The 26,875-nt window shown below is 57.5% G+C and carries 22 protein-coding genes and 1 pseudogene; 15 read left to right on the top strand and 8 right to left on the bottom strand.

What is annotated here, in order from left to right; genetic code table 11:
- Nucleotides 1-491, top strand: a pseudogene (locus Absy_RS12610) (zinc-ribbon domain-containing protein); the annotation flags it as partial.
- A gap of 54 nt (nt 492-545) precedes the next feature.
- On the opposite strand, the gene Absy_RS06935 reads toward Absy_RS12610, so the two are convergent.
- Nucleotides 546-959, bottom strand: a complete 414-nt coding sequence (locus Absy_RS06935) for a hypothetical protein (RefSeq protein WP_048853993.1) — start codon at nt 957-959, stop codon at nt 546-548.
- A gap of 255 nt (nt 960-1,214) precedes the next feature.
- Here Absy_RS06935 and Absy_RS06930 point away from each other — a divergent pair, with 255 nt between their 5' ends.
- Genes Absy_RS06930 through Absy_RS06910 form a run of 5 tightly spaced genes read left to right on the top strand, consistent with a single transcriptional unit; the run spans nt 1,215 to nt 7,386 of the window.
- Nucleotides 1,215-3,011 carry an ATP-binding protein gene (locus Absy_RS06930; protein WP_048853992.1) on the top strand — a complete coding sequence of 599 codons (1,797 nt, stop codon included), beginning with the start codon at nt 1,215-1,217 and terminating at the stop codon, nt 3,009-3,011.
- Entirely contained in the window at nt 2,995-4,989 is a 1,995-nt protein-coding gene (locus Absy_RS06925; RefSeq protein ID WP_048853991.1) for a response regulator, read from the top strand. Before Absy_RS06930 ends, Absy_RS06925 begins: the two co-directional genes overlap by 17 nt.
- Before the next feature lie 44 nt (nt 4,990-5,033).
- Nucleotides 5,034-5,633: an ATP-dependent protease subunit HslV gene (gene hslV / locus Absy_RS06920; protein WP_048853990.1), complete on the top strand. Its 600-nt coding sequence runs from the start codon at nt 5,034-5,036 to the stop codon at nt 5,631-5,633.
- On the top strand, nt 5,633-6,946 hold the full coding sequence (gene hslU, locus Absy_RS06915; RefSeq protein ID WP_048853989.1) for an ATP-dependent protease ATPase subunit HslU: 1,314 nt from the start codon (nt 5,633-5,635) through the stop codon (nt 6,944-6,946). Before hslV ends, hslU begins: the two co-directional genes overlap by 1 nt.
- Nucleotides 6,946-7,386 carry a SufE family protein gene (locus Absy_RS06910; RefSeq protein ID WP_048853988.1) on the top strand — a complete coding sequence of 147 codons (441 nt, stop codon included), beginning with the start codon at nt 6,946-6,948 and terminating at the stop codon, nt 7,384-7,386. Before hslU ends, Absy_RS06910 begins: the two co-directional genes overlap by 1 nt.
- Nucleotides 7,387-7,641: 255 nt before the next feature.
- Here Absy_RS06910 and Absy_RS06905 read toward each other — a convergent pair whose 3' ends face one another.
- Genes Absy_RS06905 through Absy_RS06895 form a run of 3 tightly spaced genes read right to left on the bottom strand, consistent with a single transcriptional unit; the run spans nt 7,642 to nt 11,790 of the window.
- Nucleotides 7,642-9,972, bottom strand: a complete 2,331-nt coding sequence (locus Absy_RS06905) for a xanthine dehydrogenase family protein molybdopterin-binding subunit (protein ID WP_048853987.1) — start codon at nt 9,970-9,972, stop codon at nt 7,642-7,644.
- Nucleotides 9,965-10,441 (bottom strand): (2Fe-2S)-binding protein, encoded by a 477-nt coding sequence (locus Absy_RS06900; protein ID WP_048853986.1) that lies wholly within the window; start codon nt 10,439-10,441, stop codon nt 9,965-9,967. The genes Absy_RS06905 and Absy_RS06900 overlap by 8 nt, the downstream gene beginning before the upstream one ends.
- Before the next feature lie 20 nt (nt 10,442-10,461).
- Complete coding sequence (locus Absy_RS06895) at nt 10,462-11,790, bottom strand: c-type cytochrome (protein ID WP_048853985.1); 1,329 nt, start codon at nt 11,788-11,790, stop codon at nt 10,462-10,464.
- Between the two features lie 547 nt (nt 11,791-12,337).
- Between Absy_RS06895 and rpmI the strand changes: the two genes are divergently transcribed.
- The 5 genes from rpmI (at nt 12,338) to pstS (ending at nt 17,668) form a co-directional block, all read left to right on the top strand.
- The gene (gene rpmI, locus Absy_RS06890; protein WP_048853984.1) at nt 12,338-12,538 is read left to right on the top strand and encodes a 50S ribosomal protein L35; all 201 of its coding nucleotides are present in this window, start codon (nt 12,338-12,340) and stop codon (nt 12,536-12,538) included.
- Between the two features lie 14 nt (nt 12,539-12,552).
- Nucleotides 12,553-12,912 (top strand): 50S ribosomal protein L20, encoded by a 360-nt coding sequence (gene rplT / locus Absy_RS06885; protein ID WP_025824929.1) that lies wholly within the window; start codon nt 12,553-12,555, stop codon nt 12,910-12,912.
- A gap of 154 nt (nt 12,913-13,066) precedes the next feature.
- Nucleotides 13,067-14,137 (top strand): phenylalanine--tRNA ligase subunit alpha, encoded by a 1,071-nt coding sequence (pheS, locus tag Absy_RS06880; RefSeq protein ID WP_048853983.1) that lies wholly within the window; start codon nt 13,067-13,069, stop codon nt 14,135-14,137.
- Between the two features lie 4 nt (nt 14,138-14,141).
- The gene (gene pheT / locus Absy_RS06875) at nt 14,142-16,601 is read left to right on the top strand and encodes a phenylalanine--tRNA ligase subunit beta (RefSeq protein WP_048853982.1); all 2,460 of its coding nucleotides are present in this window, start codon (nt 14,142-14,144) and stop codon (nt 16,599-16,601) included.
- A gap of 29 nt (nt 16,602-16,630) precedes the next feature.
- Nucleotides 16,631-17,668, top strand: coding sequence for a phosphate ABC transporter substrate-binding protein PstS (pstS, locus tag Absy_RS06870; RefSeq protein WP_084596965.1), 1,038 nt, complete (start codon nt 16,631-16,633; stop codon nt 17,666-17,668).
- A gap of 86 nt (nt 17,669-17,754) precedes the next feature.
- On the opposite strand, the gene Absy_RS06865 is transcribed toward pstS, so the two are convergent.
- From Absy_RS06865 to Absy_RS06855, 3 genes are read right to left on the bottom strand one after another with little or no spacing between them, the layout of a single operon-like run.
- Nucleotides 17,755-19,455 (bottom strand): ABC transporter substrate-binding protein, encoded by a 1,701-nt coding sequence (locus Absy_RS06865; protein ID WP_084596963.1) that lies wholly within the window; start codon nt 19,453-19,455, stop codon nt 17,755-17,757.
- Nucleotides 19,442-19,624: a hypothetical protein gene (locus Absy_RS06860; protein WP_048853981.1), complete on the bottom strand. Its 183-nt coding sequence runs from the start codon at nt 19,622-19,624 to the stop codon at nt 19,442-19,444. Before Absy_RS06860 ends, Absy_RS06865 begins: the two co-directional genes overlap by 14 nt.
- A complete protein-coding gene (locus Absy_RS06855; RefSeq protein WP_143221436.1) occupies nt 19,614-19,838 on the bottom strand; it encodes a hypothetical protein in 225 nt (74 codons plus the stop codon). The genes Absy_RS06860 and Absy_RS06855 overlap by 11 nt, the downstream gene beginning before the upstream one ends.
- A 264-nt stretch (nt 19,839-20,102) precedes the next feature.
- Here Absy_RS06855 and Absy_RS06850 point away from each other — a divergent pair, with 264 nt between their 5' ends.
- Complete coding sequence (locus Absy_RS06850; RefSeq protein ID WP_048853979.1) at nt 20,103-22,745, top strand: cation:proton antiporter; 2,643 nt, start codon at nt 20,103-20,105, stop codon at nt 22,743-22,745.
- A 26-nt stretch (nt 22,746-22,771) separates the two neighbouring features.
- Here Absy_RS06850 and Absy_RS06845 read toward each other — a convergent pair whose 3' ends face one another.
- Nucleotides 22,772-23,314, bottom strand: coding sequence for an HdeD family acid-resistance protein (locus tag Absy_RS06845; protein WP_048854019.1), 543 nt, complete (start codon nt 23,312-23,314; stop codon nt 22,772-22,774).
- 300 nt (nt 23,315-23,614) lie between these two features.
- Between Absy_RS06845 and rpsD the strand changes: the two genes are divergently transcribed.
- The 3 genes from rpsD (at nt 23,615) to Absy_RS06830 (ending at nt 26,840) form a co-directional block, all read left to right on the top strand.
- Entirely contained in the window at nt 23,615-24,232 is a 618-nt protein-coding gene (gene rpsD / locus Absy_RS06840) for a 30S ribosomal protein S4 (RefSeq protein ID WP_025824941.1), read from the top strand.
- Nucleotides 24,233-24,331: 99 nt separating this feature from the next.
- Entirely contained in the window at nt 24,332-25,879 is a 1,548-nt protein-coding gene (locus Absy_RS06835) for a peptide chain release factor 3 (protein ID WP_048853978.1), read from the top strand.
- A 55-nt stretch (nt 25,880-25,934) separates the two neighbouring features.
- Nucleotides 25,935-26,840: a LysR family transcriptional regulator gene (locus tag Absy_RS06830; RefSeq protein ID WP_048853977.1), complete on the top strand. Its 906-nt coding sequence runs from the start codon at nt 25,935-25,937 to the stop codon at nt 26,838-26,840.
- Nucleotides 26,841-26,875: the final 35 nt, after the last annotated feature.

Here is a 26,875-nt window from a genome sequence, read left to right as displayed (position 1 = left end):
CAGAGCCAGAGCCAGAGCCAGAGCCAGAGCCAGAGCCAGAGCGGCCGGTTGTGGTGGATGTGCCAGCAAAACCTGCTCCCCCGCCTAAGGCGGTTCCTCCACTGGTGGCAGATGTAGCCAGTAAGCCGGTTCCCGCTATGGTTCCCATAATGGCGGCAGCGCCAGCACCGGCTGCAAGTGCGCAAACACCGGCCGCGCAGCCATTGAAGGCCCAGCCACAGCTAGCACCTTTGGGTGCGCATATTCCCCAGCCGCCTTACAGGCGTGCCCAAGGATCGTTCGTGCACACTGCCCTGACGGTTTTGGCAACACTGCCCAAAAAGCTGGCCGTGGTGGACGCGCGTGCCCTGTTGTTGAGCGAGGCTTTCTGGCGCAAGGCATGGATTGCAAGTTTTGTGCTGGCCGTACTGGTTCTGTTTGGCCTGTGGCACTGGTGGGCAGCCGTTGTGCAGGCGTGGCCCGCAGCCGCCCGGCTCCACCGTCCGGGGTAAAAGCGGCGTTGGGCGCGCGGTCGCCCGAGTGTGTGGTGACCGCCTGCGGGTGTTTTACAGTTTGCGGCCGACGAGCATGGCCAGTGTTGCCCCACCTGCGGCTACGGCCATAAGTACCAGACCATCGCAGATTAACCCGCTGGCAGTCAGCACATGCCCGGCAAGGGTCAGTTCTTCAGGAATGGCATTGGCAACGCTGGCAATGGCATCATGCGCCTGTGGGTCAGCCGATGCCGCCGTGCGGGTCAGGGTTTTGACCAGAGCAGGCAAAGCCGCCCAGGCGGCACCCGCAATCAGCAGAAGAGGGGCAAAAAGTTCTGCCAGTTGCTGCACAAAGTAAAAAACAAAATAACACGCAGCACCTATGGCAGTCCGCAGGAGCCGCAGCCCAGCCGCAGCGGATGTGTTCTGGCGGGAGGACATGGCAATGGGTTGCTGGGAAGCGGGTAAGGGGGTGCGCGTGTCCATGAACCTGTGTTCCTTCAGGTAATCCAGGGCGGAAAACTCCGCCAATCTGCCACCAGAGCAGGCTGGCGACGTAAAGAGGGGTCTTTATACAGTTCTTGCAGGCGTCTTGCCACCATCCTTCGGTGGAGGCTGATGCAGTCGGCGGGGGTGGTAACGCATTCGCGAGCAGACGGGGGCGGTTTTTGTTTGGTAAGGGTTTAAAATCAGATTTATGTGAGAAGAATGGGCCTAGGCGTCCAGCTATAGGCGAAATTTATGGATTTTCTTTCCTGCACCATCCTGTTCGCGGGGGTGGATACAGCGTGTGAACAGCGGCTTGTGGCAGAACTGGACAAACATGGTCTGGGGGTGCGCATAGCCGCAGATGGGCGGTCGGTTTTTGCCGGGTTTGATACGGAATTACCCGGCCTTCTGGTTGTGCAGGACCATTTGCCCGATATGTCTGCCGCCCAGTTGTGCCAACGCCTGCGCCTGACATCCGCCACACGGGGCATACCTGTGGTGGTGCTGGTAAGCGAACATAATGCGGCCCATGAGCAGGAAATTCTTGAACGTGGTGCGGATGCCTGCTTCTGCACAACAGATGATCCTGTTTTTCTGATTTTTCGCATATGCGCTCTTTTGCGGGAATTCGGGGATGATCCTGCCGAGCGGGAGGGTGCCGTATTCCGGCAGCCACGTGTGTCCGTTGTTACGGCGCCCGGGGGCGTTCTGTGGGCATGGCCGAATGGTGCGGACGTGGGCAAAACTCCCCGCATTGTTCAAATGCTGCGCCATAATGGCGAGGACGCTACATTGGTGGACGACCCGGATCGGCTGGAGTTGTCCAATGTTACGGCGGGGCGGATTCAGCCTGACTGTATTGTGGTGGATCTAAGCTGCCCCGCTTTTAACGGGCTGGCGCTGGCGCAAACGGTGTCTGCCTTCCGGCGCAGGAGCAGGCAGTGCACCCGTGTGCTGGGTGTTGTGGAACATGGTCAGATTTCGGCCGAAAAAATCCGGCTGGCATTTAATGCCGGAGTGGATGACCTTGCGGATTCGGATATAGCCCCGGACCTGCTGATAGCGCGCATAAGCAGCCTCGTGCGCCGCAAAACCCTACAGGACGAAGCCCGGCGGGAAGAAGCACACATAGAAAGTGCCCGTGCCCGTATGGCGCTGGCCGATGCCCTGCGCCGCGTTAATGCGGATCTGGCCGCTGCTAACCGTAAATTGATCGATGCTCAGGTCAAGCTTGTCCAATCTGCCAAAATGGCATCTCTGGGGGAACTGGCAGCGGGCATTGCACATGAGTTCAATAACCCGCTGGCCTTTGTGCTGGCGCACGAAAACACGGTCAAACGCAGTATGACCCAGGCGTTGCAGGCCGTAAGGCAGGGCGATACGGTTGTGGCAGAAGCCGCCCTGACCAAAGGGGCGGAGCGCTTGGCCTCCTCCCTTGTTGGCCTTTCCCGCCTGCGAGAACTTGTGGCCAGCCTGCGGCGTTTTTCCCGGCTGGAGGAAGGGGAATTCCGGCGACTGGATGTGCCGGATGCCATTGCCATGGTGCTTACGCTGCTTGCCCCCAAACTTGGGCAGGAAATAGCCGTTGAATGCCAGCTGGAGGCTCCGCCGGAACTGGTTTGTCAGGCGGCTCTGGTCAATCAGGTGGTTATGAACGTTGTCAGCAACGCGGCGGACGCCATTCTGGAAAAGCGGGAGCTGGACCGCAAACAGGCAGGTGTTCCCCCGGCAAGGCATAAGGACCGGATTCTGCTGGCTTCTTTTTTGGAACCGGCAGAGATCAATGGGGCGGAAAATTACGTGTTGCAGATATCCGATACAGGGCCGGGTGTGCCAAAAGCATTGCAGGAACGTGTTTTTGAACCGTTTTTTACAACAAAACCTGTAGGCTCAGGGACCGGACTTGGGCTGGCAACGGCATACGGGGTTGTTCAGGCTCACGGCGGGAGTATTGTTATAACAAATTCCGAGGCGCTTGGTGGAGCCTGCTTTACCATCCGTGTGCCATATAAAACGGGAGAGGAGAGGCGCGGTGAGCACGTTATATGAACCAACACAGCGCCCTTTTGTGCTCGTCGTGGATGACGAGCCGGAAATACTGGTCGCGCTATCCGATCTGCTGGAGAGTGCATACACGGTTCTGACAGCTTCTTCTGGCGAGGAAGGGTTGCAACGCCTGCGCCAGAATCCGGACGTGGCGGTAATCATTTCCGACCAGCGTATGCCGGGTATGACGGGCGATGTCTTTTTGGCACAGGCGCGCGAACTTTCTGCCGCAGGAGCCATTCTGCTCACCGGTTATGCGGATATTTCCGCCGTGGAAGCCGCGCTGAACAGAGGGCAGATTTCCTTTTTTGCGTACAAACCATGGGATGATGAAACCCTGCTTTCCATGGTTGGTCAGGCATCTGCCCGGTATTTTTTGGAAAAAGAACTGGAGTGCGAACGCCTGCTGCTGCGCGGGCTGTTGGATAACCTGCCTTTTGGCCTTGCCGTCAAGGACCGGGAGGGCTGCTTTGTGCGGCTTAACCAGCAGATGGCCAGCCAGCTTGGGCATACGGTTGGGCAGTGCATAGGCCAGAAAGAAGAGGATCTGGTGGATGGTCCCCGGCTGGAAAGTCTCAGGGAAGCGCAAAGCCAGCTGGCCCAGACTGGCCGGGACCAGCAGGTGCTGCAACTCCCTGCCGAGGATGGACCTGCCCGCTGGCACGACCTCACACGTGTCCGTCTGGACAGTCTGCGCAATACACCTGTGCAGTCGTCCATGTTATCCGACTATTCCATTCTGATCGATCGGGATGTGAGCGAACTGCTCAGTCTGGAGCAGCGGCTGCGGCAGGCGCAAAAAATGCAGGCCATTGGCACGCTTGCTGGCGGTATTGCGCATGATTTTAACAATCTGCTCACCGCTATTCAGGGTTCTCTGGAGCTTGTACAGGATCTGGAACCCCCGCAGGAACCCTCTGTTGCCAGACTGTACGAAAATGCCATGGAAGCAGCCAAGCGCGGAGCGGTACTCACCCGCAAACTGCTGGACTTCAGCCGTCCAAGGCATCTGGTCTGCCAGCGGGTGGATGTGCATGATGTGCTGGAGAACCTCCAGAGCTTTATGAAGCAGGGCAAAGTTCCTGAGGAAATTCGTGGAGCGCTGGATACGGCCCGGCTGGAAGGCATGAGCCGCTTTAGCAGCGTGCGCTTCAATATGCCTGAGGAACCATTGCCTCCGGTCTGGACCGATGCCGTACAGCTTGAACTGGCGGTGTTCAGCCTGTGCATTAACGCGCTGGACGCGCAGCCGGAAGGGGGGACAACCTGTGTTTCCGTTCGGCAGGTGGCGCGTCTGCTGGGGCGGCATGTCGGGCGTGAACACGCAGGGGCATGGGTGGTTGTGCAGGTTACCGACCGCGGCGTAGGCATGACGGACGAAATACGCGCACGCATTTTTGACCCGTTCTTTACAACCAAGGGTACAGGGCAGGGCGTGGGGCTGGGTCTGTCCATGATCTACGGCTTTATCAGCCATTGTGGAGGCGAGGTGCGGGTAGAGAGCGCCCCCGGTGGCGGCACATCGGTGGAGCTGTGGTTTCCCGCTATGGATCAGGAAATGGCGGCAGCCATTCCCGCAGTGCCCGCCAATACGGTGCAGACCATTGCCCGTGTACTGCCCGAAAACGGGGCAGGGAGCACAATTCTGGTCGTGGATGACGAACCGGGAGTACGGGCAGTGACCACGGGCTTTTTGCGCCGCGCTGGCTACGAGGTCATGGAGGCTGCCAGCGGGGCGGAAGCCGTGGAAAAAGTGCAGGCCACAACCAGCATCGCGCTTGTGGTGATGGATGTTATGATGCCGGGCATGAATGGGGGCGAGGCTGCACGGCGCATTCATGCCGTAAGGCCGGATTTGCCCGTGTTGTTTGTAACTGGTTATGCAGACTTTGGTGTTCTGCCCGAAGGCGTTGCGGTGCTCCACAAGCCCTACACGCGTGATGCGCTGCTGGGAGATGTAAGGGCTATGCTGGCAGCATAGCCCCCCCCTCTTGTGTCCTGCGCCAGAACGCCTATTTTTGGTGTATGGATAGTTTTCATTCTGCAGCGTCTTCGCATGATCCCGTCGGCTGGCACGGGACCACAATTCTTTGTGTCCGCCGGGGCACACAGGTTGCCATGGCAGGTGATGGTCAGGTCACACTGGGCAGCACCGTAATCAAGGGGAATGCCCGCAAAGTCAGGCGGATTGGACCATCAGGTTCCATTCTGGCGGGTTTTGCCGGTGCCACGGCAGATGCCTTTACCTTGCTGGAGCGGCTGGAGGCCAAGCTGGAGCGTTACCCCAACCAGTTGGAGCGCGCCTGCGTGGAACTGGCGAAGGACTGGCGCACGGACCGTTACCTGCGCAGGCTGGAAGCCATGATGGCCGTGGCGGATACCGAACACTCCTTTACCCTTACGGGGAATGGGGATGTGCTGGAGCCAGAGGATGGTATTATTGCCATTGGTTCTGGCGGTAATTACGCGCTTTCAGCCGCCCGCGCACTGCTAACGGTGGACGGTCTGGGGGCTGAGGACATTGTGACCCGCGCCATGAAGATTGCTGGCGATATCTGCGTCTACACCAACCATTCCGTACGGATAGAAACGCTGGAAGCCAAAAGCGCGGGAGATCATGCCTGATGCAAGCCCCTCATCTTTCCCCGCGGGATATTGTTGCCGAGCTTGATCGTTATATTGTGGGGCAGGCGGATGCCAAGCGTGCGGTTGCCATTGCCATGCGCAACCGGTGGCGGCGTGCACAACTGCCAGAAGCCATGCGTGAGGAGGTTGTGCCCAAAAACATCCTCATGATTGGTCCAACCGGCTGCGGTAAAACCGAGATCGCCCGCAGGCTGGCCAAACTGGCGCAGGCACCTTTTTTGAAGGTGGAAGCCACCAAATTTACCGAAGTAGGCTACGTTGGCCGGGATGTGGACAGTATTGTCCGCGACCTGGTGGATGCCGCGATTGTTATGCTCAAGGACCTGCGCCGCAAGGATGTGGAGGAGCAGGCCGCGCAAGCCGCAGATGAACGCATTGTTAATGCACTGGCTGGCGAGGGGTCATCGGCTGATACCAAAAGCAAATTCCGCACCATGTTGCGGAGCGGGCAACTGGAAGACAAGGAAATTGATATTGCCGTAACTGACCCAGCACCAGCAGGGCCGGGCGATATGCCGGGGATGATGCCCGGCAGCGTCATCAACATCAGCGAGATGATGAAAGGTTTTATGAACCGTGCGCCCAAGCAGAAAAAGCTTAAAATCTCCGTGGCCCGTGAGCAGTTGCGGCGCGAGGAGGCAGAGCGCCTGCTGGATAGCGAAAGCCTGACGCGTGAAGCCGTTGCCCATGTGCAGAATAACGGCATTGTTTTTTTGGATGAAATCGACAAGGTCTGTGCCCGGTCATCCGATGCCGGGATGAAAGGTGGCGATGTCTCGCGCGAGGGGGTGCAGCGTGACCTGCTTCCCCTGATTGAAGGAACTTCGGTTTCCACCAAACATGGCCCGGTCAAAACAGACCATATTCTGTTTATCGCATCTGGTGCGTTCCATCTGGCCAAACCGTCTGACCTGCTGCCGGAATTACAGGGTCGCTTGCCCATCCGTGTGGAGCTGCAACCTCTCTCGCGCGATGATCTGCGGCGTATTCTGACAGATCCTGAACACTCGTTGCTCAAGCAGTACACGGCTCTGATGAAAACCGAAGGTGTAAACCTGACGTTTGCTGATGACGCGGTGGATGCACTGGCAGAACTGGCAGCCGATATTAACGACCGGGTGGAAAACATAGGCGCACGCCGGCTTGCCACAGTGCTGGAAAAACTGCTTGAGGATATTTCCTTTACGGCGTCCGACCGGCAGGGGGAAAGCGTGGTGGTAGATGCCGCCATGGTACGCGACAAAGTGGCACCACTGGCCCGTAAGGGTGATCTGAGCAGGTTTATTTTGTAATGGAAGCACCTTTTGTTACCCCGCAGGAAGATACTGCGGCAGAAGCGATTGAAGCGATTGGCGATGAGCTGGACGTGTTTGATGACTGGATGGAGCGTTACCAGTACATCATAGAAATGGGGCGTAAGCTGCCCCCGTTCCCACCTGAATGGTGTAATGACGCACACCGTGTTCCCGGGTGCCAGAGTCAGGTCTGGCTGGAGGAAAAAGAGGCGGACGGTAAGCTCTACTTTGCGGGCTTGTCCGACGCTGCCATTGTGTGCGGTTTGGTCGCTCTTCTGCTGCGCGTGTATTCTGGCCGCACACGGGAGGAAATTCAGGAGACGGATCCTAGTTTTCTGCGCGATCTGGGGTTGGTGCAGGCCCTTTCCACGAACCGCGGCAACGGGGTGGAAGCCATGGCGCGCGCTATTCGCTCGGCTGCCGCCGTATCGGCCTGATCCCGCGGCGTGAATATATGTGGCAGATAGCAGGCCCGATACCCAAAGTGCTCATTATATAAGTTTGCCATGCAGCCCCTGTTTTTGGGCCGGTGCGGCAGATTGCACAAGCAGGTACAGCGCCAGCTATGGTGGCTGATAATGCTTCTGGCAGTAGTGTTTTTTGTCATGTGACCAACACTGCTTTGCCCGCTATAAAAAAACCGGCCCTCCGTATGGGGGCCGGCTTTTTTGTAAAGCGGAAAGTCTGATGCCTCAGGCGTTCCCTTTTTCCTTCAGCGCTTTCAGCACATCCGCTGGGCGGACGGGCAGGTGGCGTAGGCGAACGCCAACAGCATTAAAGATGGCGTTGCCCACGGCCGGAGCAATGGTTGTAACACCGGGCTCACCCAGACCCATCGGTTTTTCCGTGCTAGGCAGAAATTCAACATCCATGTCTGGCACGTCCGAAATGCGTAGCGGGGTGTAAGTGTTCAGATTTCGGTCACGAACATTACCATCTACAATTTCAGTACCTTCAAACAGGGCCATGCTTAGCCCCCACAGTGCGCCGCCTTCCGTCTGTGCAGCAGCGCCATCGGGGTCAATAATTGTGCCAGCATCCAGCACCAGCCAGATTTTCTGGCAGGTGACAACGCCCGTTTTACGGTCAACATGCACCTGCACGGCACCGGCCGTCCATGTTGGCATGTTGCGTTCCTGCCCAAAGGTTGTGGCAATACCAATGGCTGTATCCGCAGGCAGGGATACTTTGCCGTAACCGCATTTTTCTACCAGACGTTTGAGCACATTGGCCTGACGGCTGGCCCCCCCAACAGAGTTGGGAGCGCTGCCCGCATTGCGGCCTTTGCTGTCCAGCAGGCTTAGCCGGTAGTCAACCGGGTCGAGTTTGCGGGCATGGGCAATTTCATCCAGAAAACTCTCATGCGCCCATGGGGTCCAGCCAGAGCTGACCGAGCGTAGCCAGCCGGGGCGGAAGGTTTCGCTCGCCAGATCATTATCCAGCGCACGTACCAACATTGGGCCGACATCGTACCAATGGTCGGCACCAGCAATGGCAAACTGGTCATACGGTTTGCCATCCGCACCTTTTTCCATAAATGCGCTGGCCATCACACGGGTTGGCCAACCAGCGGAGGCATGGTGCTGCCAGGCCGTAATGTTGCCATCTGGCCCCAGTGCGGCCCGCACGGTCTGTACGGATGGGGAGCGAATGGAGTCAAACAGCACGTCGTCCGAGCGGGTAAAGACCAGTTTGACCGGCTTGCCACCCAGAGCTTTGGAAATAAGAGCCGCAGGAACAGCATAATCCCCGTTCAGGCGGCGGCCAAAGCCACCACCCAGCAGGTAGCTGCGCATGACCACATCGGTTTCAGGAACCTGAAGGGCTTTGGCGATAACGGGTAAAAAGAGGGTCTGCCACTGGTTGCCGCAATGGATTTCCCACTTCCCTTCATGCTGGCGAGCCAGCGCGTTCATGGGTTCGAGCTGGTAATGCAGAACGGACGAGCATGTGTATGTCTGCTCGACCACCTTAGCTGCCTTGGCAAAGGTTTCGTCCACACCGGGGTCATTGAACACGCGGGAGCCGCCTGCCTTGTTGGCAATCTGCTTGCGCCCGTAGTCCAGAATATCCTGCTCGGTTACGTTGGCGGTCTTGCCCGGGGTCCAGACAACCTTGAGCGCATCCGTAGCCCGGATGGCGGCAGGGTAGCTGGATGCCAGAACAGCAACCCAGCCCGGAACCGTGTCCGATGGGTCTTCCAGCACAATGTAGCGGATATAGCCTTTGACCTTTTTGGCCTCGCTATCATCCACAGAGACAACCTTGGAGCCATAACGCGTCGGGGGCAGTTTGGGGCGTGCGTACACCATGCCATCCAGCTTGGCATCAATACCGTAAATGGCAGTGCCATCGGTTTTGGCTGGAATGTCCAGTGCCTTGACGTCTTTGCCAATCAGCCGCTGCTCCGAAGATGGTTTGAGCGGCAGCTTGGCCATTTCTTCGGGGGTGAATGTTTTGGTCGGGTGGGCGCGGCTGACAATATCGCCGTAGCTAATGGAGCGGCTGCCAGCAATGACCTGACCATTGCGTGCAATACAGGCCGAAGGCGCAACGCCTAGCAGTTTGGCCCCCTGTTCCACCATAACAGTACGGGCAGCGGCCCCGGCCTGACGGAACTGGTCCCATGTCATCCATACTGACCATGACCCACCGGTGACCATCAGCCCCCATTTGGGGTCTGTATCCACGTAGGTAATGCGGACCTTGTTCCAGTCGGCTTCCATTTCATCCGCAATAATACGGGCAAGGGCTGTGCCAATGTGCTGGCCCATTTCCGCACGGATGATGTTCACGTTAACCCACCCATCTGGTGCAATGGAACACCAGATGGTCGGTTCAAACGCGCTGGCTTCCTGCAGGGCGGCGGGTGCGCTCTGCGGATAAACCTGTGCCGCCTTACCCTGACGGGCAAACCCGAACAGGAAGGCAGAGCCAGCAGCAGTCAGCAGAAAACTACGGCGTGAAGGACCACGACCTGCCGCACGGTCCTGCTGAGCGGCAATACGTTCGAGCTTACCCATTGGATGCCTCCTCCTTGCGCAGGGCGGCAGCTGCTTTTTTAATAGCTTTGCGAATACGCACATAGGTCATGCAGCGGCAGAGGCTGCCGCCCATAACACCGTCAATTTCTTCATCCGTGGGGTCCGGGTAGTCTTTTAACAAGCTGACTGCCTGCATGATCTGCCCGGACTGGCAGTAACCGCATTGCGGAACCTGAATGTCTTTCCATGCTTCCTGCACGGCATGTTTGCCATTGGGGTCCAGCCCTTCAATGGTCGTAACATCGGCCCCTTCCAGCGAACTGAGCGGTGTAATGCAGGAGCGGGTTGCCCTGCCGCCAACCAGTACGGTGCACGCACCACACTGGCCAACACCACAACCGAACTTGGTGCCCGTCAGATCCAGGTCATCACGCAGCGCCCACAGCAGGGGGGTATCGTCTGGCACATCGACAGATACGTCACGGCCATTGAGTTTGAATTTTACCATCTCGTGCTCCGTGGTCCGTCTTAGTGCGATGAATTGACAGGAATGGTGGTAACGGTCTTGCGCACCGCGGCTGCTTTCTTTTCCAGGTCTGTCCATGGCGGCAGGGTGGTGCGGGTGCGGCGCAGGTAAGCGGCAATCCGCGCCATATCCTGGTCGGACAGGGCATTGTAGAAGCTGGGCATGGCAACACCGGTCTGGCCTTCTTCAGCCGTAAGCCCGTGCAGCATGACCTGATAGAGGTTTGTCGGCTCGCTGAGCCACAGGGCGTTGTTCAGCGCCAGATCCGGGCGCCCCAGTACGGGGGAGGGGGCTGCATTGTAATGGCAGGCTGCACAGGCACCCTGATAAAGCTTGGCATCCGGGTCCACGCTGGGGCCGATCAGATCGGTCTTGGACTGTTCCATGGCGCGGGCAAGGGCGGCCTTGTCGTGTTTTTCACGCTCGGCAGCGTGACCGACATCCGCAAAGTAATGTGCAATGGCGTGCACATCTTCTTCCGGTACGGTGGAGAGGAAACGGTGCGGAACAGGGGACATGGGGCCACCGGCCGGACCATGGAGCGGTGCAACCCCAAAGCGCAGGTACTGGAAGAGTTCATCCTCCGTCCATGTGGTGGGGGTTGGGTTATGCTCGTTCAGGGGAGGGGCAATCCAGTTGTCCACCACCGCGCCATCGTATGGAGCGCTTTTCTTTTCGGCTCCCATAAAGTCACGCGGGGTATGGCACGCACCACAGTGGGCATTCCCTTCGGACAGGTAGGCACCGCGGTTCCACAAGGCATCATGCCTTGGGTCTGGTTTGTACACGCCGGGGCTGAAGTAGAGCAGCTTCCAGCCAGCTTGCAGAATACGCAGGCTCAGCGGGAAGGGGAGTTCGTTGGCGCGGCGTGTCATATGCACGGCAGGGCGCGTCATCAGGTAGGCGTACAGGTCGGACACATCCTGATTGGTCATTTTTGTAAAATGATCAAACGGGAAGGCCGGAATAAGGTGAACCCCCTTGCGGGAAACACCAAGGTGCATGGCCCGCTGGAAGGCCTCTTCCGACCAGTTGCCAATACCCGTCTGCACATCTGGTGTAATGTTGGAAGAATAGATGGCGCCAAAAGGCGTGTCCATTTTGTAATCGCCAGCCAGTTCGGGGCCGCCACCCATATCGGTACGGGTATGGCACTCCGCACAGTAGCCTTCGGCTGCAACAATGCGGCCGCGCTCAATCTGCTCGGCAGAAAAACTGCCCGGTGCGGGTGGCTCTACGGGTTCAATGGGCGGGTACCATGCATAATAAAGAAAACCCAGCCCACCTATGGCGCCAATGGCGGCCGCTCCGGCTAATAGACGTTTGATCACTCTATCCCCACCTTATGTGTAAACGTCCCTACTGGCGGGCAGATGGATCAAGTCTGCCCAACACAGCCAGAGGAACAGCATCTGCGGTCTGTCGTTGATTGGGGACCAGTCTTATCTGGAATTGCATCATAGATAAACGCATAGAAGCCGCGTTATTACACGACTAAGTGAATATGATTTATATAGATCGCAAGAATATTACAAAAATTGGCATTTTTTGGTTATTATCTATATTCGTAAAAATATAGATAGGCTGGAATTTGCATGTGCGTCATGCATTTTACTGGGGGTAAGTGTCGCTGGCCTTACGGAATACACATCTGGCGGGCTGGGTTGGGGGTGGCAAGAATCCGACCGGTCGAAGAATCGGCTGCTCCCCGTGGCATATAATTATTGCAACAGAAGGCTTGAAAGCCCGCCCCCTTTCTTTTAAGGAAGCGCATTCGCGCACGCGACCGGGCCTGTGGGGCATGCCCGGCCGTGCAGAGGCTGCTTTGTTCTTTTGGGGGCAGAGCGGTTAGGTCCAGCGTATTTCAGGAGTAAAGAAATGCCCAAAATGAAGACCAAGTCGTCGGTCAAAAAGCGGTTTAAAATCACCGCGACCGGCAAGGTGCTCTCCGGTCCGTGTGGCAAGCGCCACGGCATGATCAAACGTACCCAGAAGATGAAGCGCTCCGCACGCGGCACGCAGGTTCTTCAGCCGCAGGACGGCCGTACGGTTAAGCAGTGGGCCCCCTACGGGCTTTAAGGAGCATCTAAGATATGGCACGTGTTAAACGCGGTGTAACCACACTCGCACGCCACAAAAAAGTTCTGGAACTGTCCAAGGGTTACCGCGGCCGGTCTTCCACCAACTACCGCATTGCTCTGGAACGCGTTGAAAAGGCGCTTCAGTACGCATACCGTGACCGCCGGAACAAAAAGCGCGAATTCCGCGCTCTGTGGATCCAGCGTATCAATGCTGCCGTGCGTGAACATGGTCTGACCTACAGCCGTTTCATTAACGGTCTGGCCAAGGCCGGGATCGAGATTGACCGCAAGGTTCTGGCCGCCATCGCTTTTGATGATGCAGCAACCTTTGCCGAAATCGTCAAGAAGGCACAGGCCGCTCTGGCAGCCTGATTGCCGGTCCTGACAGACCCGGTATGCAACAAGGCCGTCCCTTTCCGGGCGGCCTTTTTGTTATTTGACGAATAGTTTTTGGGCCAAAGGGCTTTTCTCCCGTGGCGGGAAATTGTATCCGCCGGGTAGCATTTTCTCCTCAGCGCGAGGTTCCATGAGCGACGATCTAGAAATTCTTCGGCAGGATGTCCTGTCCGAACTGGCTGGTGCCACAGACCTGCGGGCATGGGATGCCGTGCGCGTTGGCACACTTGGTAAATCCGGCCGCCTGACCGGGCTGCTCAAAGCGTTGGGAAAAATGCAGCCCGATGAGCGCAAGGCCCGTGGTGTGGCCCTTAACCGCCTGCGTGATGAGTTGACGCAGGCTGTGGAGGCCCGGGGCAAGGAGCTGGAAGCCGCCGCCCTTCAGGCCCGCCTGATTGCGGAAAAACTGGATGTTACCGTCCCCCCACCGGCGGAGGTCGCCGGTTACATTCACCCAATCAGCCGCACGATTGAGGAAATGACCGCCATATTTGGCGTCATGGGTTTTCAGGTCGCAGAAGGGCCGGATATTGAGACCGACTGGCATAATTTTTCGGCCCTGAACACACCGGACCATCACCCCGCCAGAACGGACCATGATACGTTTTATCTACCCCCATCACCGGGGCTGGATGTTACCCGTGTTCTGCGTACCCAGACATCGGGCGTGCAGATCCGCACCATGCTGGGCCAAAAGCCACCCATCCGTATTATTGCGCCCGGTCGCACCTACCGCGCCGACCATGATGCAACGCATTCCCCCATGTTCCACCAGTGCGAAGGTCTGGTGGTCGGGCAGGGGATTACTCTTGGGCACCTTAAAGGCTGCCTGATCGAGTTCTTGCGAGCATTTTTTGGCAAACCTTCCCTGCCTGTGCGTTTCCGTTCTTCTTACTTCCCGTTTACCGAACCCTCTTTGGAGGTGGATATCGGCTGGTCCCGTAAAACGGGCGAAATTGGTGGCGGGGAAGACTGGCTGGAAGTGCTGGGGGCGGGCATGGTTCATGCGCGTGTGCTGGCAAACTGTGGTCTGGACCCATGTGTGTGGCAGGGGTTTGCCTTTGGTATGGGTGTTGAGCGTCTGGCAATGCTGAAGAATGGTATTCCCGACCTGCGCTCGTTTTATGAAAGCGATATCCGCTGGCTGCGACATTACGGGGCAGACCCGCTCGCACCCGCGCTGCTGCACGAAGGGGTGTGAGAGTATGAAGTTCACGCTGTCATGGCTGTATGACCATCTGGAAACGCAGGCAACGCTGGCCGAAATCTGCGCAACGCTCAACCAGATCGGCTTGGAAGTGGAAAGTGTTGAGAATAAGGGTGCGGCACTTGCCCCCTTCTTGACCGCCCGTATTCTGGATGCCCAGCCGCACCCCAATGCAGACCGCCTTCAGGTTTGCCGGGTGGATGCCGGTCCCGGTTTTTCGGATGTGCAGGTTGTGTGTGGTGCGCCCAATGCACGCAAGGATCTGGCTGTTATCTTCGCGCCGCCGGGGGCCTATGTGCCGGGGCTGGATATTACCATTAAAGCCGGCAAGGTCCGCGGCGAACTCAGCGGTGGTATGCTGTGCTCCCTGCGTGAACTGGGTCTGGGGGAGGAAACCAGCGGCATTGCCGAACTCCCCGCCGACACTCTGCCCGGTCAGTCCTACCCTGATTTTGCCGGACTGGACGATGTGGTAATCGACATTGCCATTACCCCCAACCGTGGGGACGCGCTAGGGGTGCGGGGTATTGCGCGCGATCTGGCTGCCGCCGGGCTGGGAACATTACGCCCATGGCTGGCCGAGACGGTCGAAGGGACTTTTCCATCTCCGGTCGAATGGTCAATCACCTATCCGGAGGCTTGCCCATGGGTGCTGGGGCGGACCATCCGCGGGGTCAAAAATGGTCCCAGCCCGGAATGGCTGCGCAACCGGCTGGAAAGCATTGGCCTGCGCTCCATTTCCACGCTGGTCGATATTACCAATTTTTTCTGCTTCGATCTGGGGCGCCCGCTCCATGTGTTTGATGCCGGTAAAATTGCTGGTTCACGGCTGACCATCTGCCGTGGCGCGGGCGAGACCTTCCGCACACTCGATGGGCAGGATTGCACCGTCACGTCCGAAGACTGCGTGATTGCCGACCAGAATGGCGTGCAGTCCCTTGCCGGGATTATGGGGGGGGAAGCCACAGGGGCGACCGAAGCCACGACCGATGTTTTTGTGGAATGCGCGCTGTTTGACCCGGTGCGTGTGGCCCTGAGCAGCCGCAGGCTCGGCCTTTCGTCCGATTCAAGCTACCGCTTCGAGCGTGGGCTGGATCAGGCGTTACCCGTTGCAGCTCTTGAGGCCGCAACCCGTATGATCATTGATCTGTGCGGGGGCGAGGCGAGTGAGGTTGTCTCGGCTGGGGCGGCACCTGCATGGCAGCGCTCCGCCACGCTGCGCTTTGCTCGCGTGCATGACCTTGGTGGGCTGGATGTGCCTGCGGATGAGAGTGTATCCCTACTGGAAAAGCTAGGCTTTGAAGTGCGTGCACGGACCGATGCGCAGGTTGAGCTTGCTGTGCCCTCCTGGCGTAATGACGTGGCACAGGCTCCGGTTCTGTCTCAGGGTAAGGATCTTGCGGCAGATGTTGCGGAGCAGGCAGCCCAAGGTGTTGCGGCAATAGAAGCCGAGAGCGATCTGGTAGAGGAAGTTCTGCGGCTTAAAGGGCTGGATGCTGTTCCTGCGGTTCCTCTGCCGCCTACCAGTGTGGTGCCTGGGGCATCGCTTACGCCTGTACAGGCACGCTTTACGCTGGCGCGGCGTGTTCTTGCTGCCCGTGGGTTGACGGAAACAGTCGGCTTTTCCTTTGTCTCGCACGAGGAGGCTATGCACTTTGGCGGTGCGCCGGAAAGCCTGCGCCTGCTTAACCCCATTGCTTCCGATCTGGACCAGATGCGGCCAACGCCACTGGTCAATCTGGTGGCGGCTGTTCGTCACAACAGTGCCCGAGGGTGGGGTGATATTGGACTGTTTGAGATTGGTCCAGCCTTTGCCGAAGGTGCGCAGCAGACCCTTGCCGCAGGTGTGCGGTCTGGCCATACGCCACGTTACCCCGGCATGACCAGCAGTGCCGTCTCGCTCTGGGCGGCAAAGGCCGATGCGCTGGAACTGCTGCGGCAGTTTGGCGTCAACCCGGATGCCATTACCACAACGGCGGATGCGCCCGCCTGGTACCATCCCGGTCGTTCGGGCGTATTGCGGCAGGGGCCAAAAAATATTTTGGCATATTTTGGCGAGTTGCACCCATCTGTGCTGCAGGCAACGGGTATTGATGTGCCTGTGGTTGCGTTTGAAGTGTTTGTGGAAGGTGTGCCTCAGCCCAAAAAGAAAAAGAAAAGCGCGCCAGCCCTTTCTGCCTTCCAGCCTGTACGGCGTGATTTTGCTTTTGTGCTTGCGCAGGATATTCCGGTAGAGAGCGTGCTGCGTGCAGTAAGGGGCGCGGATCGCCAGCTTGTGGCAGATGTGAGCCTGTTTGATATTTATACAGGCCAGCATGTGGCAGAAGGCACACGTTCGGTTGGTGTGGAGGTTACGCTGCAACCAACGGATAAAAGCCTGACAGATGCAGAGCTGGAGGCTGTGTCCGAGCGGATTGTTGCCGCTGTGAGCAAGGCAACTGGCGCCGTACTGCGTTAAAGGCAACAGGGCAGCAGAAGGAGCAGATCATGGCATGTTACCACCCCATTCGGGTACGCCGCTGGGTTAAAGCCGGTTTTGCCGTTCTGCTGCTTTGCGGTGGTTTTGGCCTGCCCCACGTTGGGCAGGCGGAGGAAGTCACTGGCGCAGGGTCCAGTTTTGCTGCGCCGTTGTATCAGGCTTGGTCGGCTGCGGCTTCGTCCGGCATTGGAGTGCAGGTTAATTACCAGACCATTGGCTCCGGGGCAGGGCAGAACCAGATTTTGGCCGGTACTGTGGATTTTGGCGCTTCTGATGCACCAATGGCTCATGCCCGGCTGGAGGCTGCACATCTTGTGCAGGTGCCAACGGCCATTGGTGGTGTGGTGGTTACTGCTAATGTGCCCGGTATTGCCAAAGGGGCTTTACGCCTGAGTGGCCCCGTGCTGGCCGCCATATACGATGGCACCATTACCCAGTGGAATGATAGCCGGATTGCCGCACTCAATCCGGGGTTGCACCTGCCAGATCAGGTGATTGCGCCTTTGCACAGGGCAGATGGTTCAGGCACAACCTACGTTTTTACTGACTATCTTGCTCATGTGTCTCCACAATGGCGCGAGGGTGTGGGTAAGGGAACCTCTGTTGCATGGCCTGTTGGGGCGGGTGCCCGTGGGAATGATGGTATTGCGGCCTATGTGCAAAACACGGCAGGCAGTATTGGCTACCTTGAGTATGCTTATGCGGCACGTAACCATCTGGCACTTGTGCAGATGCAGAACCATGATGGTTTTTTTGTGAGTGCTTCTGCCAGTAGCTTTGCCCATGCGGCGGATGCTGCACAATGGGACGAGGCTGATCTGACGGCCTCCCTGAACGATGTAAGTGGGGCGGAAAGCTGGCCGATTATTACCACAACCTACGTGCTGTTCCCCGCTACGATCACGCCTGATAATCAGGGTGTTGCGGTACGGCGCTTTTTCCGTTGGGGCGTGGTGGATGGGGCAACCGTAACCCAGCAGCTTGATTACGTGCCCCTGCCAGAGGGGATCAGGGCGCGGGTGCTTAAGCGGCTTGGGGCGGAATAATCGGGTTTTTGTGTGTTATCCCGCAGTCATTCCAGACTTGTCCTGCATTTCATCCACAGATTCTGTGGATAACACTTGCGATGCCGCTAGTGTAACCAGACCTGAGAAAACAGGAGCTGGTTTACGTCCGTGTAAAAAAAGTTCTTCACGCGGGTGGATGTAAGCACCACGTTGTCTTTTTCCATCAATGGGGCGGCTGCGGCCTGTTCCATAATCAGCCTGTTGGCTTCCACCCACAACTGGTTCCGCTGCTCGGTGCTCAGGCTCACATCTGTTTTGGCGCGATCCATGACCGATTGTGTGTGGGGGTCACAAAACCCCGGTATATTGATGGAACTGTCGGAGTGAGGATGAAAATTTTCGCACCCGAACAAGGCATCTAAAAAATTGGAAGGGGAGGGGTAATCCGCAGACCACCCAGTCAGGGCGATCTGCACATGGTTGTCCGTATTCTGGATGTAGGCCAGATGCAGGCTGCTGCTAAGTGGGCGCAATGCAGCCTGATACCCGAGGGACTGAAGCATGTCCCGTATCCACACACCCATGGCCATTTCGGTGCTGGTGTTGGCCACCACCAGCGTTACTTTTTGCCCGGCGGTTCCACTCTCGCGCACCAGCTGGCGGGCTATGGTCATGTCTGGGGCGGTCCAGCGTTGTGCTGGAACGGCAACTGAAGCCCCCCGTGTGTAAGGGCATGTTTGCCCGCTAACCTGTAGAACAGAGGGAACAAGACCGCACAAAGGGTGTGCAATGCCAGGTCCGCCGTACAGGATAACCAGAGCTTTGCGGTTAAGAGCGTAGTTGACCGCCTGACGCACCCTTACGTCTGTAAAAGGGGCTTCGTGCATGTTCATGGGTAAAAAATAGAGGGAGGCATAACGCATGACATGCGTTTGCCCGATAAAGCGGCTGCCAAGTTCCCCAAGCCGATCAAGGGGAACAGGATCTGCCATCCAGTCATATTGCCCGTTCTCTACCGCGGTTACGGCGGCTTCTTCGGGAATGCCAAAGGTATATTCTATTCTGTCCGGGTAACCTGCGGGTTGGGCATCAGGGTTCCAGACGTAAAAAGCAGGGTTGCGGGCCAGGGTAAGAAAGTTGTTCGGGTCATAGGCTTCCAGCCTGTAAGGGCCGGTGCCGGGCAGGGGAGTATTGCCTGTGTCGTGGTCCGGCGTGCTGGCTGGCAAAATAACGGCGTGTGTAAACGCAAGTTTTTGCAAAAATTCGGTATCGGGGTGGGTCAGGTGGAATGTTATGCGTCTGGTGCCAGCGTCTGCCTCCACTCCATGTTCAAGAGTGCAGCGCGAGGGTGTGCGCAGGCAGGTATCTGCCCCCACAATAGCGCCATAAAATGCCCCGGCAGTGGGTGAACCAACCTTAAAAAGCCGTTGGAAGGAGGCCACAACATCTGCCGTGGTCACAGGCTGCCCGTTGGAGAAGTGAATATTGGGGCGGAGCGTAAAGCTGTAAGTCAGTCCGCCATCCTGCGGGGTGGGGAGTGCCTCAGCCAGATCAGGCACAACATCCTTGCCGTTTGGACCGGGGATTTTGCGGAACGTGGTCAGCCCGTCATACACATTGGCAAACAGGTTAATATATTTGCCTGTGTAGTTAATCTGCGGGTCCAGTGTACCGCCAGATGCAGCCGCGACCAGACGGAGGGTTCCCCCGGCATGGTCCGGCAGGTGTGGGGCCTGTAAGGGAGCGCTCCATGCAGGTTGGGCGCAGCAGATCAGCCCGGTACCCGCCAGCATACAAAAGCGGGTAAGCGCTTTAATGGTCCGCATTCTGGCCCGTGGTCTGGGCAGGCTGGTCGGGTTGCCCCGGTATGGGCTGCCCGGTCATAAGGGCGGCAAAGCCGGAATACATGGAACACATAACAATAATGCCAACCATAATGGCACCGACAGCAATGGCTATGCGTACAACTTTTTCCGTGCGGTCATTACTGGTCATATTTCAGAACCTCGCCATTATGCCGGGTTGGCTTTTGGTAATGGAAGGTATTTTGCGGTGTTACGGGTGGCCGGTACCAGTTGGGGGTCGTCTGTCCGACATGTTTGCGGGAGTGGTAATAATGTGCATTGGGGTCTTCCGCACAGGCCGAAAGCCCAGTGACCGCAAGCACAAGCATGGCAAGTTGAAGGCGGGAGCGCATTATTTTTCTCATACCAGTGAGCATACTCCTAATCTGCCCTGCCGGAAAGTCTTGCCCAATTTGGTTCGCGGCCCTGTTTTGAGGTGCCAGAAGCTGCCGCAATTATGCTGCGTTATGCGTTGTATGCATGTTCCAGACCTGTCATTGCGGGTGTGGTATGGTTGCCTCCGGCCTGTTAAAAGCGGAGCCAGAGAGAATGAGGCTGCCATTTCCTTGCCTTATCATTATGTTAGCAAGGGCAGAATCAGTTAGGTTTTTGGAAAGAGGGGCTCAGGTATGGCGGTAACAGGTCTGGCTGCGATACTTCTTGTTATTGCGCTCCTGCTGGTTGTTGTTAGCGCCGTGCAGCCGATTGCCCGCAAGCTTGAACTGTCCGAGACGGTTCTGCTGGCTATTGTTGGCATTATCATTGGTTCTTTGGCTGATTTTGCCTTGCGCACATCCTATGCCTCCGCGCTGAGCGGCATAGCCGAGACCTTGCTGGACTTCCCCATTAGCAGTGAGTCGTTCCTGCTGATCTTTCTTCCCGTTCTGGTTTTCCAAGGCGCGTTGGCGATTGATGTGCGCCGCCTTGCGCACGAGGCGGCAACGGTTCTGCTACTGGCTGTTGTTGCCGTAGCACTTTCCACAGCGCTTATTGGTTTTGCGCTTATGCCCTTTGCGGGTATGCCCCTTGTGGTCTGTCTGCTGCTCGGGTCCATTGTGGCCACTACGGACCCGTCTGCCGTGGCTGGTATCTTCCGCGATATTGGTGCCTCCACCCGCCTGACACGTCTGGTGGAAGGGGAGGCATTGCTGAATGACGCGGCCGCCATTTCCATTTTTTCCATCCTGCTGCCTTCGGTAACCCTGCACCGTGCCATTCATCCGGGGGAAGCGGTTGTCTCGTTTGTTGTTTCCTTTGTCGGGGCGCTGGTGGTTGGCGTGCTGTGCGGACGGCTGACGCTGGCCATGATGTCGGCCATTGGTAGTTCTGCGGCGGAAATTACGCTCAGTGTTGCCTTGCCTTATGTTGTTTATATCATCTCCGATGAGTTTCTGGGGGTGTCTGGCGTGGTGGCAACGGCCGCTGCGGGGTTGACCCTTTCGGTTTACGGGCCATCAACCGTGCGCCCGCAAACATGGCTGTTCCTTAACCAGTTGTGGCAGCAGTTGGTGTTCTGGGCCGGATCTCTGGTGTTTGTGCTGGCATCCATGCTGGTGCCGCATCTGCTGGTTGGCATGACCCGTTGGGACTGGGTGCTTATTCTTATCGCAAGTGTTGCGGGGCTGGTTGCCCGTGGGGCTGTGGTGTTTGGCATGTTGCCGCTGCTGGCATGGTCCCGTCTTTCCCCGCCTGTGCCAACACCGTTCAAGGTTACCATGGTCTGGGGTGGGCTGCGTGGAGCCATTACGCTCGCACTGGCGCTGGCCGTAACGGAAAACGAACATGTGGCCACGCCCATTGCCCATTTTATCGGTATCATCGCTACAGGCTTTGTGTTGATCACCCTGCTGATCAACGGCACGACCCTGCGCTCACTGGTCCTGTTTTTGAAGCTTGACCAGCTTTCTTCCATTGATGAGGCCATGCGGCATCAGGTCCTTGGGATTGGTCTGGGCAATGTGCGCGAGCGGGCCGAGGAACTGGGCGGAGAACTCGGCTTTAGTGCGGATGCCACACGCCCTGTGCTGGACCAGATTGAACGGCGCTCCGAGGAGGAGCAGGCGGCCAATGTGTTTGATCAGGCCCTGTCCGATACCCAGCGCGTTAATCTGGCGCTGATTACCATTGCCAGTCAGGAGCGGTCCCTGCTGCTGGACCTGTTCCGTATGCAGGGATTGTCCCGCAGGGTGATGGAAACCCTGCTCCGTTCATCCGAAGCCGCAATTGATGGTGCACGGCTGGAAGGGAGGCTTGGCTACGTGCGGGCATTGCGGCGGCGGCTTAGCCCGTCCTTCCGTTTTAAACTGGCCCAGTGGGTGCATAATCACCTGCGCTGGGACAGGCCACTCATGCTGTGTATGGCCGAGCGGTTTGAAATGCTGATGGTGGCGCACTTTATTTCCATCTCGCTCACCCGTTTTATGCGTGAACGGCTGGAACCAACATTGGGTAGCCGTATTGGAGAGATTGTGGCCGAGGTGCTCTCTCGCCAGCGCAAACTGCTGGATGAGGCGCTTGAGACCCTGCGCCTGCATTACCATGGTTATGCGGAAGCACTGGAAAACCGTATTTTCCGCCAGATCGCCCTGCGGCTGGAAGGGGAGGAATACGATACCCTGCTTGCGGAATCCCTTATTAGTGACGAACTGAACCGAGAGCTGCTGAAGGAACTGGAGCGGCGCAGGCACCGGCTGAACAAAAGGTTGAGCTTTGACCTGCGGAGCGGCATTGAGGACCGCATTAAAAACGCTGCCGTGTTCAGGGGGCTGCCGGGTGCAGAACTGCATGATCTGGCGACCACCACATCCCTCCGGTTTGTTGCTCCGCAGGAAATGCTCTGCCGTAAGGGGCAGAAGATGCGCTACGTCTATTTTATCAGCGCAGGGCTGGTTGAGGCGCATGTGGCAGGGGTGGATGAGCTTTATGGGGCAGGGGACCTGCTGGGCGCGCAGGAGGCTCTTCATCGCTGGCGGTGTGTGGGCAACGTGCGGGCAGTACAGTTCGGCCACTTTATGGCAATCAAGGCATCGCGCTTCCGCCGTCTGGTCGATGATTACCCTGTGGTCATGCAGAATATAGAGACCATTCTGCGTAAGCGGGAAGCAGGCGAACGCCCGACCTCGCTCCTGCCCAAACAGAAAATTGCAGCAATGGATGAGGATGGTCTGGCAGCCAGAGCACTACTGGCATCGGACGGCGGGGTGCTTGCGCTGATGCCGCCAGACAAGCCGGACGCCACCGCTCCGGCGGAGGGCAAAACAGGCGGGGAGTAAAGAACTCCGCGCCTGTGGCGTCGTATTTACAGGTTGCCAGAAGGCGGTGTGTTCTGGCGTAGGGCAAGGCCAAACTGTATCCAGCCAATACCGCTGGCAATCAGTTCCACGGCAATAAATGTGCCAATCAGCCATAGCCCCGACCAGGGCAGGCTGGCGTATAGGCACACGCCCACAACAAGGCTGATCAACCCGCTCCCCAGAATAATGCCCCAGCCCGGCAGATTGCGGTACTGCAACGCCATGACCGAGCGCAGAACACCCACAACAACAAAGCAGACCGATGCAAAAACCGTAATTGCGACAGAGCCGGATACAGGCTCCTTGATCAGCAGTGCTCCGGCAACAATGTAAAGCCCGGCACAAAGCAGAGAGAACAGGAAGCCGCCCCAGTCCTTGACTGCAAGGGCATGAACCCCCTGCATGATCCCGGCAAAAATAAGCAGCACCCCAATAAACATGGTGCTGGCAAGCGTAACGGACACGGCATCAACACAGGCAACAAAGCCGAGTATGACCAGTGCAATGCCCAACCCGACAAAGAGGGTCCATTTGTGTGCAAATGGCATGGAATGCATCCTTGCATGTCAGAGGATAAATGTTGTTGTGATAGTATGTTGCGTGGTGGTGGGAAAAGCAAAATCGGCGTGGGGGGAGTGATACGGCCATTACTTCGCACAGCTTTTGTTGACAGGGCGCTGACGTTCTCGTAAATCCTGCGACCATTGCCGGGAATGTGGACAGACCGGCCAGCCCAGTGGGCTGGTAATGCGGTGTGCGCCCGCTCCGATCCGTGGTGGACGGGGACTACCGGTGTAATGACGGGCTGTTTCTCCCAGCCCGCCTGTTGAGAGATGAAGAGCGCACTTATGAGCAAGCGCCTTGAGAGCAAATATAAAATTAACCGCCGCCTTGGCGTAAACCTGTGGGGCCGTGCAAAGTCCCCCGTTAACCGTCGTGAATACGGTCCGGGTCAGCATGGTCAGCGCCGCAAGGGCAAGCCCTCTGACTTCTCTGTCCAGCTGATGGCCAAGCAGAAGCTCAAAGGCTACTACGGTAACATTACGGAAAAGCAGTTCCGCCGTTACTATCAGGAAGCCGTGCGTCGTAAAGGCGATACGTCTGAAAACCTGATCAACCTGCTCGAACGCCGTCTGGATGCGGTTATCTACCGCATGAAGTTCGCGATCACGCCGTTTGCTGCACGTCAGTTCATCAGCCATGGCCACATTCTGGTTAACGGCCGCAAGCTGAACATCCCTTCCTACATTGTTAAGGATGGTGATGTGATTGAAGTGCGTGAAAAATCCAAGCAGCTTGCTATTGTTCTGGATGCAACACAGTCCGCTGAGCGTGATGTGCCAGAATACATGGAAGTCGATCATCGCCAGATGAAGGGCACGTTCCTGCGTGGCCCGCAGCTTTCCGATGTGCCGTATCCGGTGCAGATGGAACCGAACCTGGTGGTCGAATTCTACTCCCGTTAATCGGGAACTCCGGTTCGACCTGTGGGCGCCGGGTGGAGGGGTTTCTCTCCATCCGGCGTTTGCCGTTTTTACTCATGCCAGAAGCTCCGGAACTGATTTATGTCTGATACCGCCAATCCTGAACTGGGTAAGGAAATTGCCCGCCGTCGTACGTTTGCGATCATCTCGCATCCTGATGCGGGTAAGACCACACTGACCGAGCGTATTTTGCGTGCCGGTGGTGCCATTCAGCTGGCGGGTAACGTACGGGCCAAGGGCGAACGTCGTCGCACACGTTCGGACTGGATGGCAATTGAGCGTGACCGTGGTATTTCCGTCGTCAGCTCGGTCATGACGTTCGAATATGGCGGGTGCGTGTTTAACCTGCTGGATACACCCGGACACGAAGACTTTTCGGAAGATACGTACCGGACCCTGACAGCCGTTGACTCGGCAGTCATGGTGATCGACGCCGCAAAAGGTATTGAAGACCGGACACGCAAGCTGTTCGAAATCTGCCGTCTGCGTGATATTCCCATTGTTACCTTTATCAATAAAATGGACCGCGAGGCACAGGACCCCTTTGCCCTGCTGGATGAGATTGCATCCTCTCTGGCGCTGGACACGTGCCCCGCCACATGGCCTGTGGGCCGTGCAGCGACCTTTGTGGGGACATATGACCTGCTGAACGGCAAGTTGAATACCCTGACCCCGCTGTCCGATAATGATGACCGCCTGACGCACATGCGCGAGGAACTGGAGCTGGCCGAAGCCGCCTTGCCGGAATTCGACCGCGAGGCATTTGATGCAGGCCATTTGACCCCGGTTTTCTTCGGGAGCGCCATTAAGGAGATTGGTGTGACCGATCTGCTGGATGCGCTGGTGGCCTTTGGCCCGTCCCCCCGTGCACAAGGGGCGGAAAGCCGCACCGTTACGGCAGATGAACCGGGGATGACAGCTCTGGTGTTCAAAATTCAAGCTAATATGGACCCCAACCACCGCGACCGTATTGCTTTTGCGCGCATCTGCTCCGGGCGGCTTACGCGGGGTATGCGGCTTAAACATACCCGCACGGGTAAAAGTTTTGCAGTGCACACTCCCCAGTTCTTTTTTGCGCAGGATCGGCATCTGGCGGAAGAAGCTTTTGCTGGTGATGTGGTGGGTATTCCCAACCATGGCACCCTGCGCATTGGCGATACGCTTACGGAGGGTGAGGACATCCGCTTTACCGGCGTGCCGCATTTTGCGCCCGAAATTTTGCGCCGCGTCCGCCTGGATGACGCCATGAAGGCCAAAAAGCTCAAGCAGGCGCTGGTGCAACTGGCGGAGGAGGGGGTTGTACAGCTTTTTCGCCCGCAAGATGGTGCTCCACCCATTGTGGGCGTGGTGGGTACACTCCAGTTGGATGTATTGCAGGCGCGGCTTCGTGCAGAATATGGCGTTGGTATCGGGTTTGATTCCACACCGTTTTCGTTGGCGCGCTGGATAACAGGGCCGCGGGATAAAATTGAGGCGTTTTCCACCAGCAATCGCTCGGCCATGGCGGATGATCTGGATGATGACCCGGTTTTTCTGGCGACATCCAACTTTATGATGCGCCGTACGGAAGAACAGAACCCCGACATTAAATTCCACGACATTAAACAGATCGGAATAGAAATCGGGTAAGGTGAAGGGTAGCAGCCACTTCCCGACCATTTTGTTCTAAAGGGCCAGAGCACGGGTGTTTTTGCGGCAACTCAGTTATCTGATCGCACTGGACCAGCACCGCCATTTTTCCCGTGCGGCACAGGCGTGTGGTGTTTCCCAGCCTGCATTGTCTGCTGCGATCAGGCAGTTGGAAAACGAGCTGGGCATTACCATTATCAACCGCAACCGGCGCTTTTTTGGGCTGACGGAAGAAGGGCGGCGTGTGTTGATCTGGGCACGCCAAACAGTAGCGGATCTGGATAGCCTGCGGCAGGAGGCCGCCTTTGCGCAGGATGTGGCGGGTGGGTTTGTTTCCATCGGTGTTATGCCACAGGGTGTGCAGGTGGTGCCGCTGCTGCTGGAACACTTCAGGCGGGCCGTTCCAGCCCTGCAGGTGGAGGTCACCGTTTACCCTAATGCGGAAATTCTGCATCAGCTCAGGGAGCACCGCATTCAGCTGGGGCTGATGTATCTGGATCAGGTGCCCAAGGACGGGCCGTTTGAGGTCCATCGCCTTTACGCTGAACATTATGTGCTTATTGCGGCCCCCTCCATTCCCTTGCCTGCGGGGCGGGTGTGTGGGTGGGATCAGGCGGCTGCTTTGCCACTGGGGCTGCTCAATCGCAACATGCGCAGCAGGCAACTGGTGGATGCGTGTTTTGTACAGGCTGGGGTTGTGCCGCGCGTTATGCTGGAGACCAACGTGCTGGAGCTGCTCCATGCAGAAATTCTGACAGGCAAGGTTGCCGGGATTATGCCGGTATCGGCTTTGCCGGAGCGCATGGGGTTTATGGGGCCATTGCAGATGCGCAGGCTGGACCCGTCCCCTGCGCCGGAGGTTGGGGTGCTCCGCCTGAACCAGCCTAATTCAACAGCATTGCTGTCCCGTTTGTGGGGGGTATCCACCACTTTGGAACTGGACGATATTTATACCGTTTAGCATATCCGGTGTTCATCATAATTTTTACTTATGAT

The sequence above is a fragment of the Acetobacter syzygii genome (genome assembly GCF_000964225.1).
Taxonomy (GTDB): Bacteria; Pseudomonadota; Alphaproteobacteria; order Acetobacterales; family Acetobacteraceae; genus Acetobacter; species Acetobacter syzygii.
The sequence above is the reverse complement of the archived record's forward strand: the minus strand, read 5'-3'. Positions and strand labels throughout refer to the sequence as shown.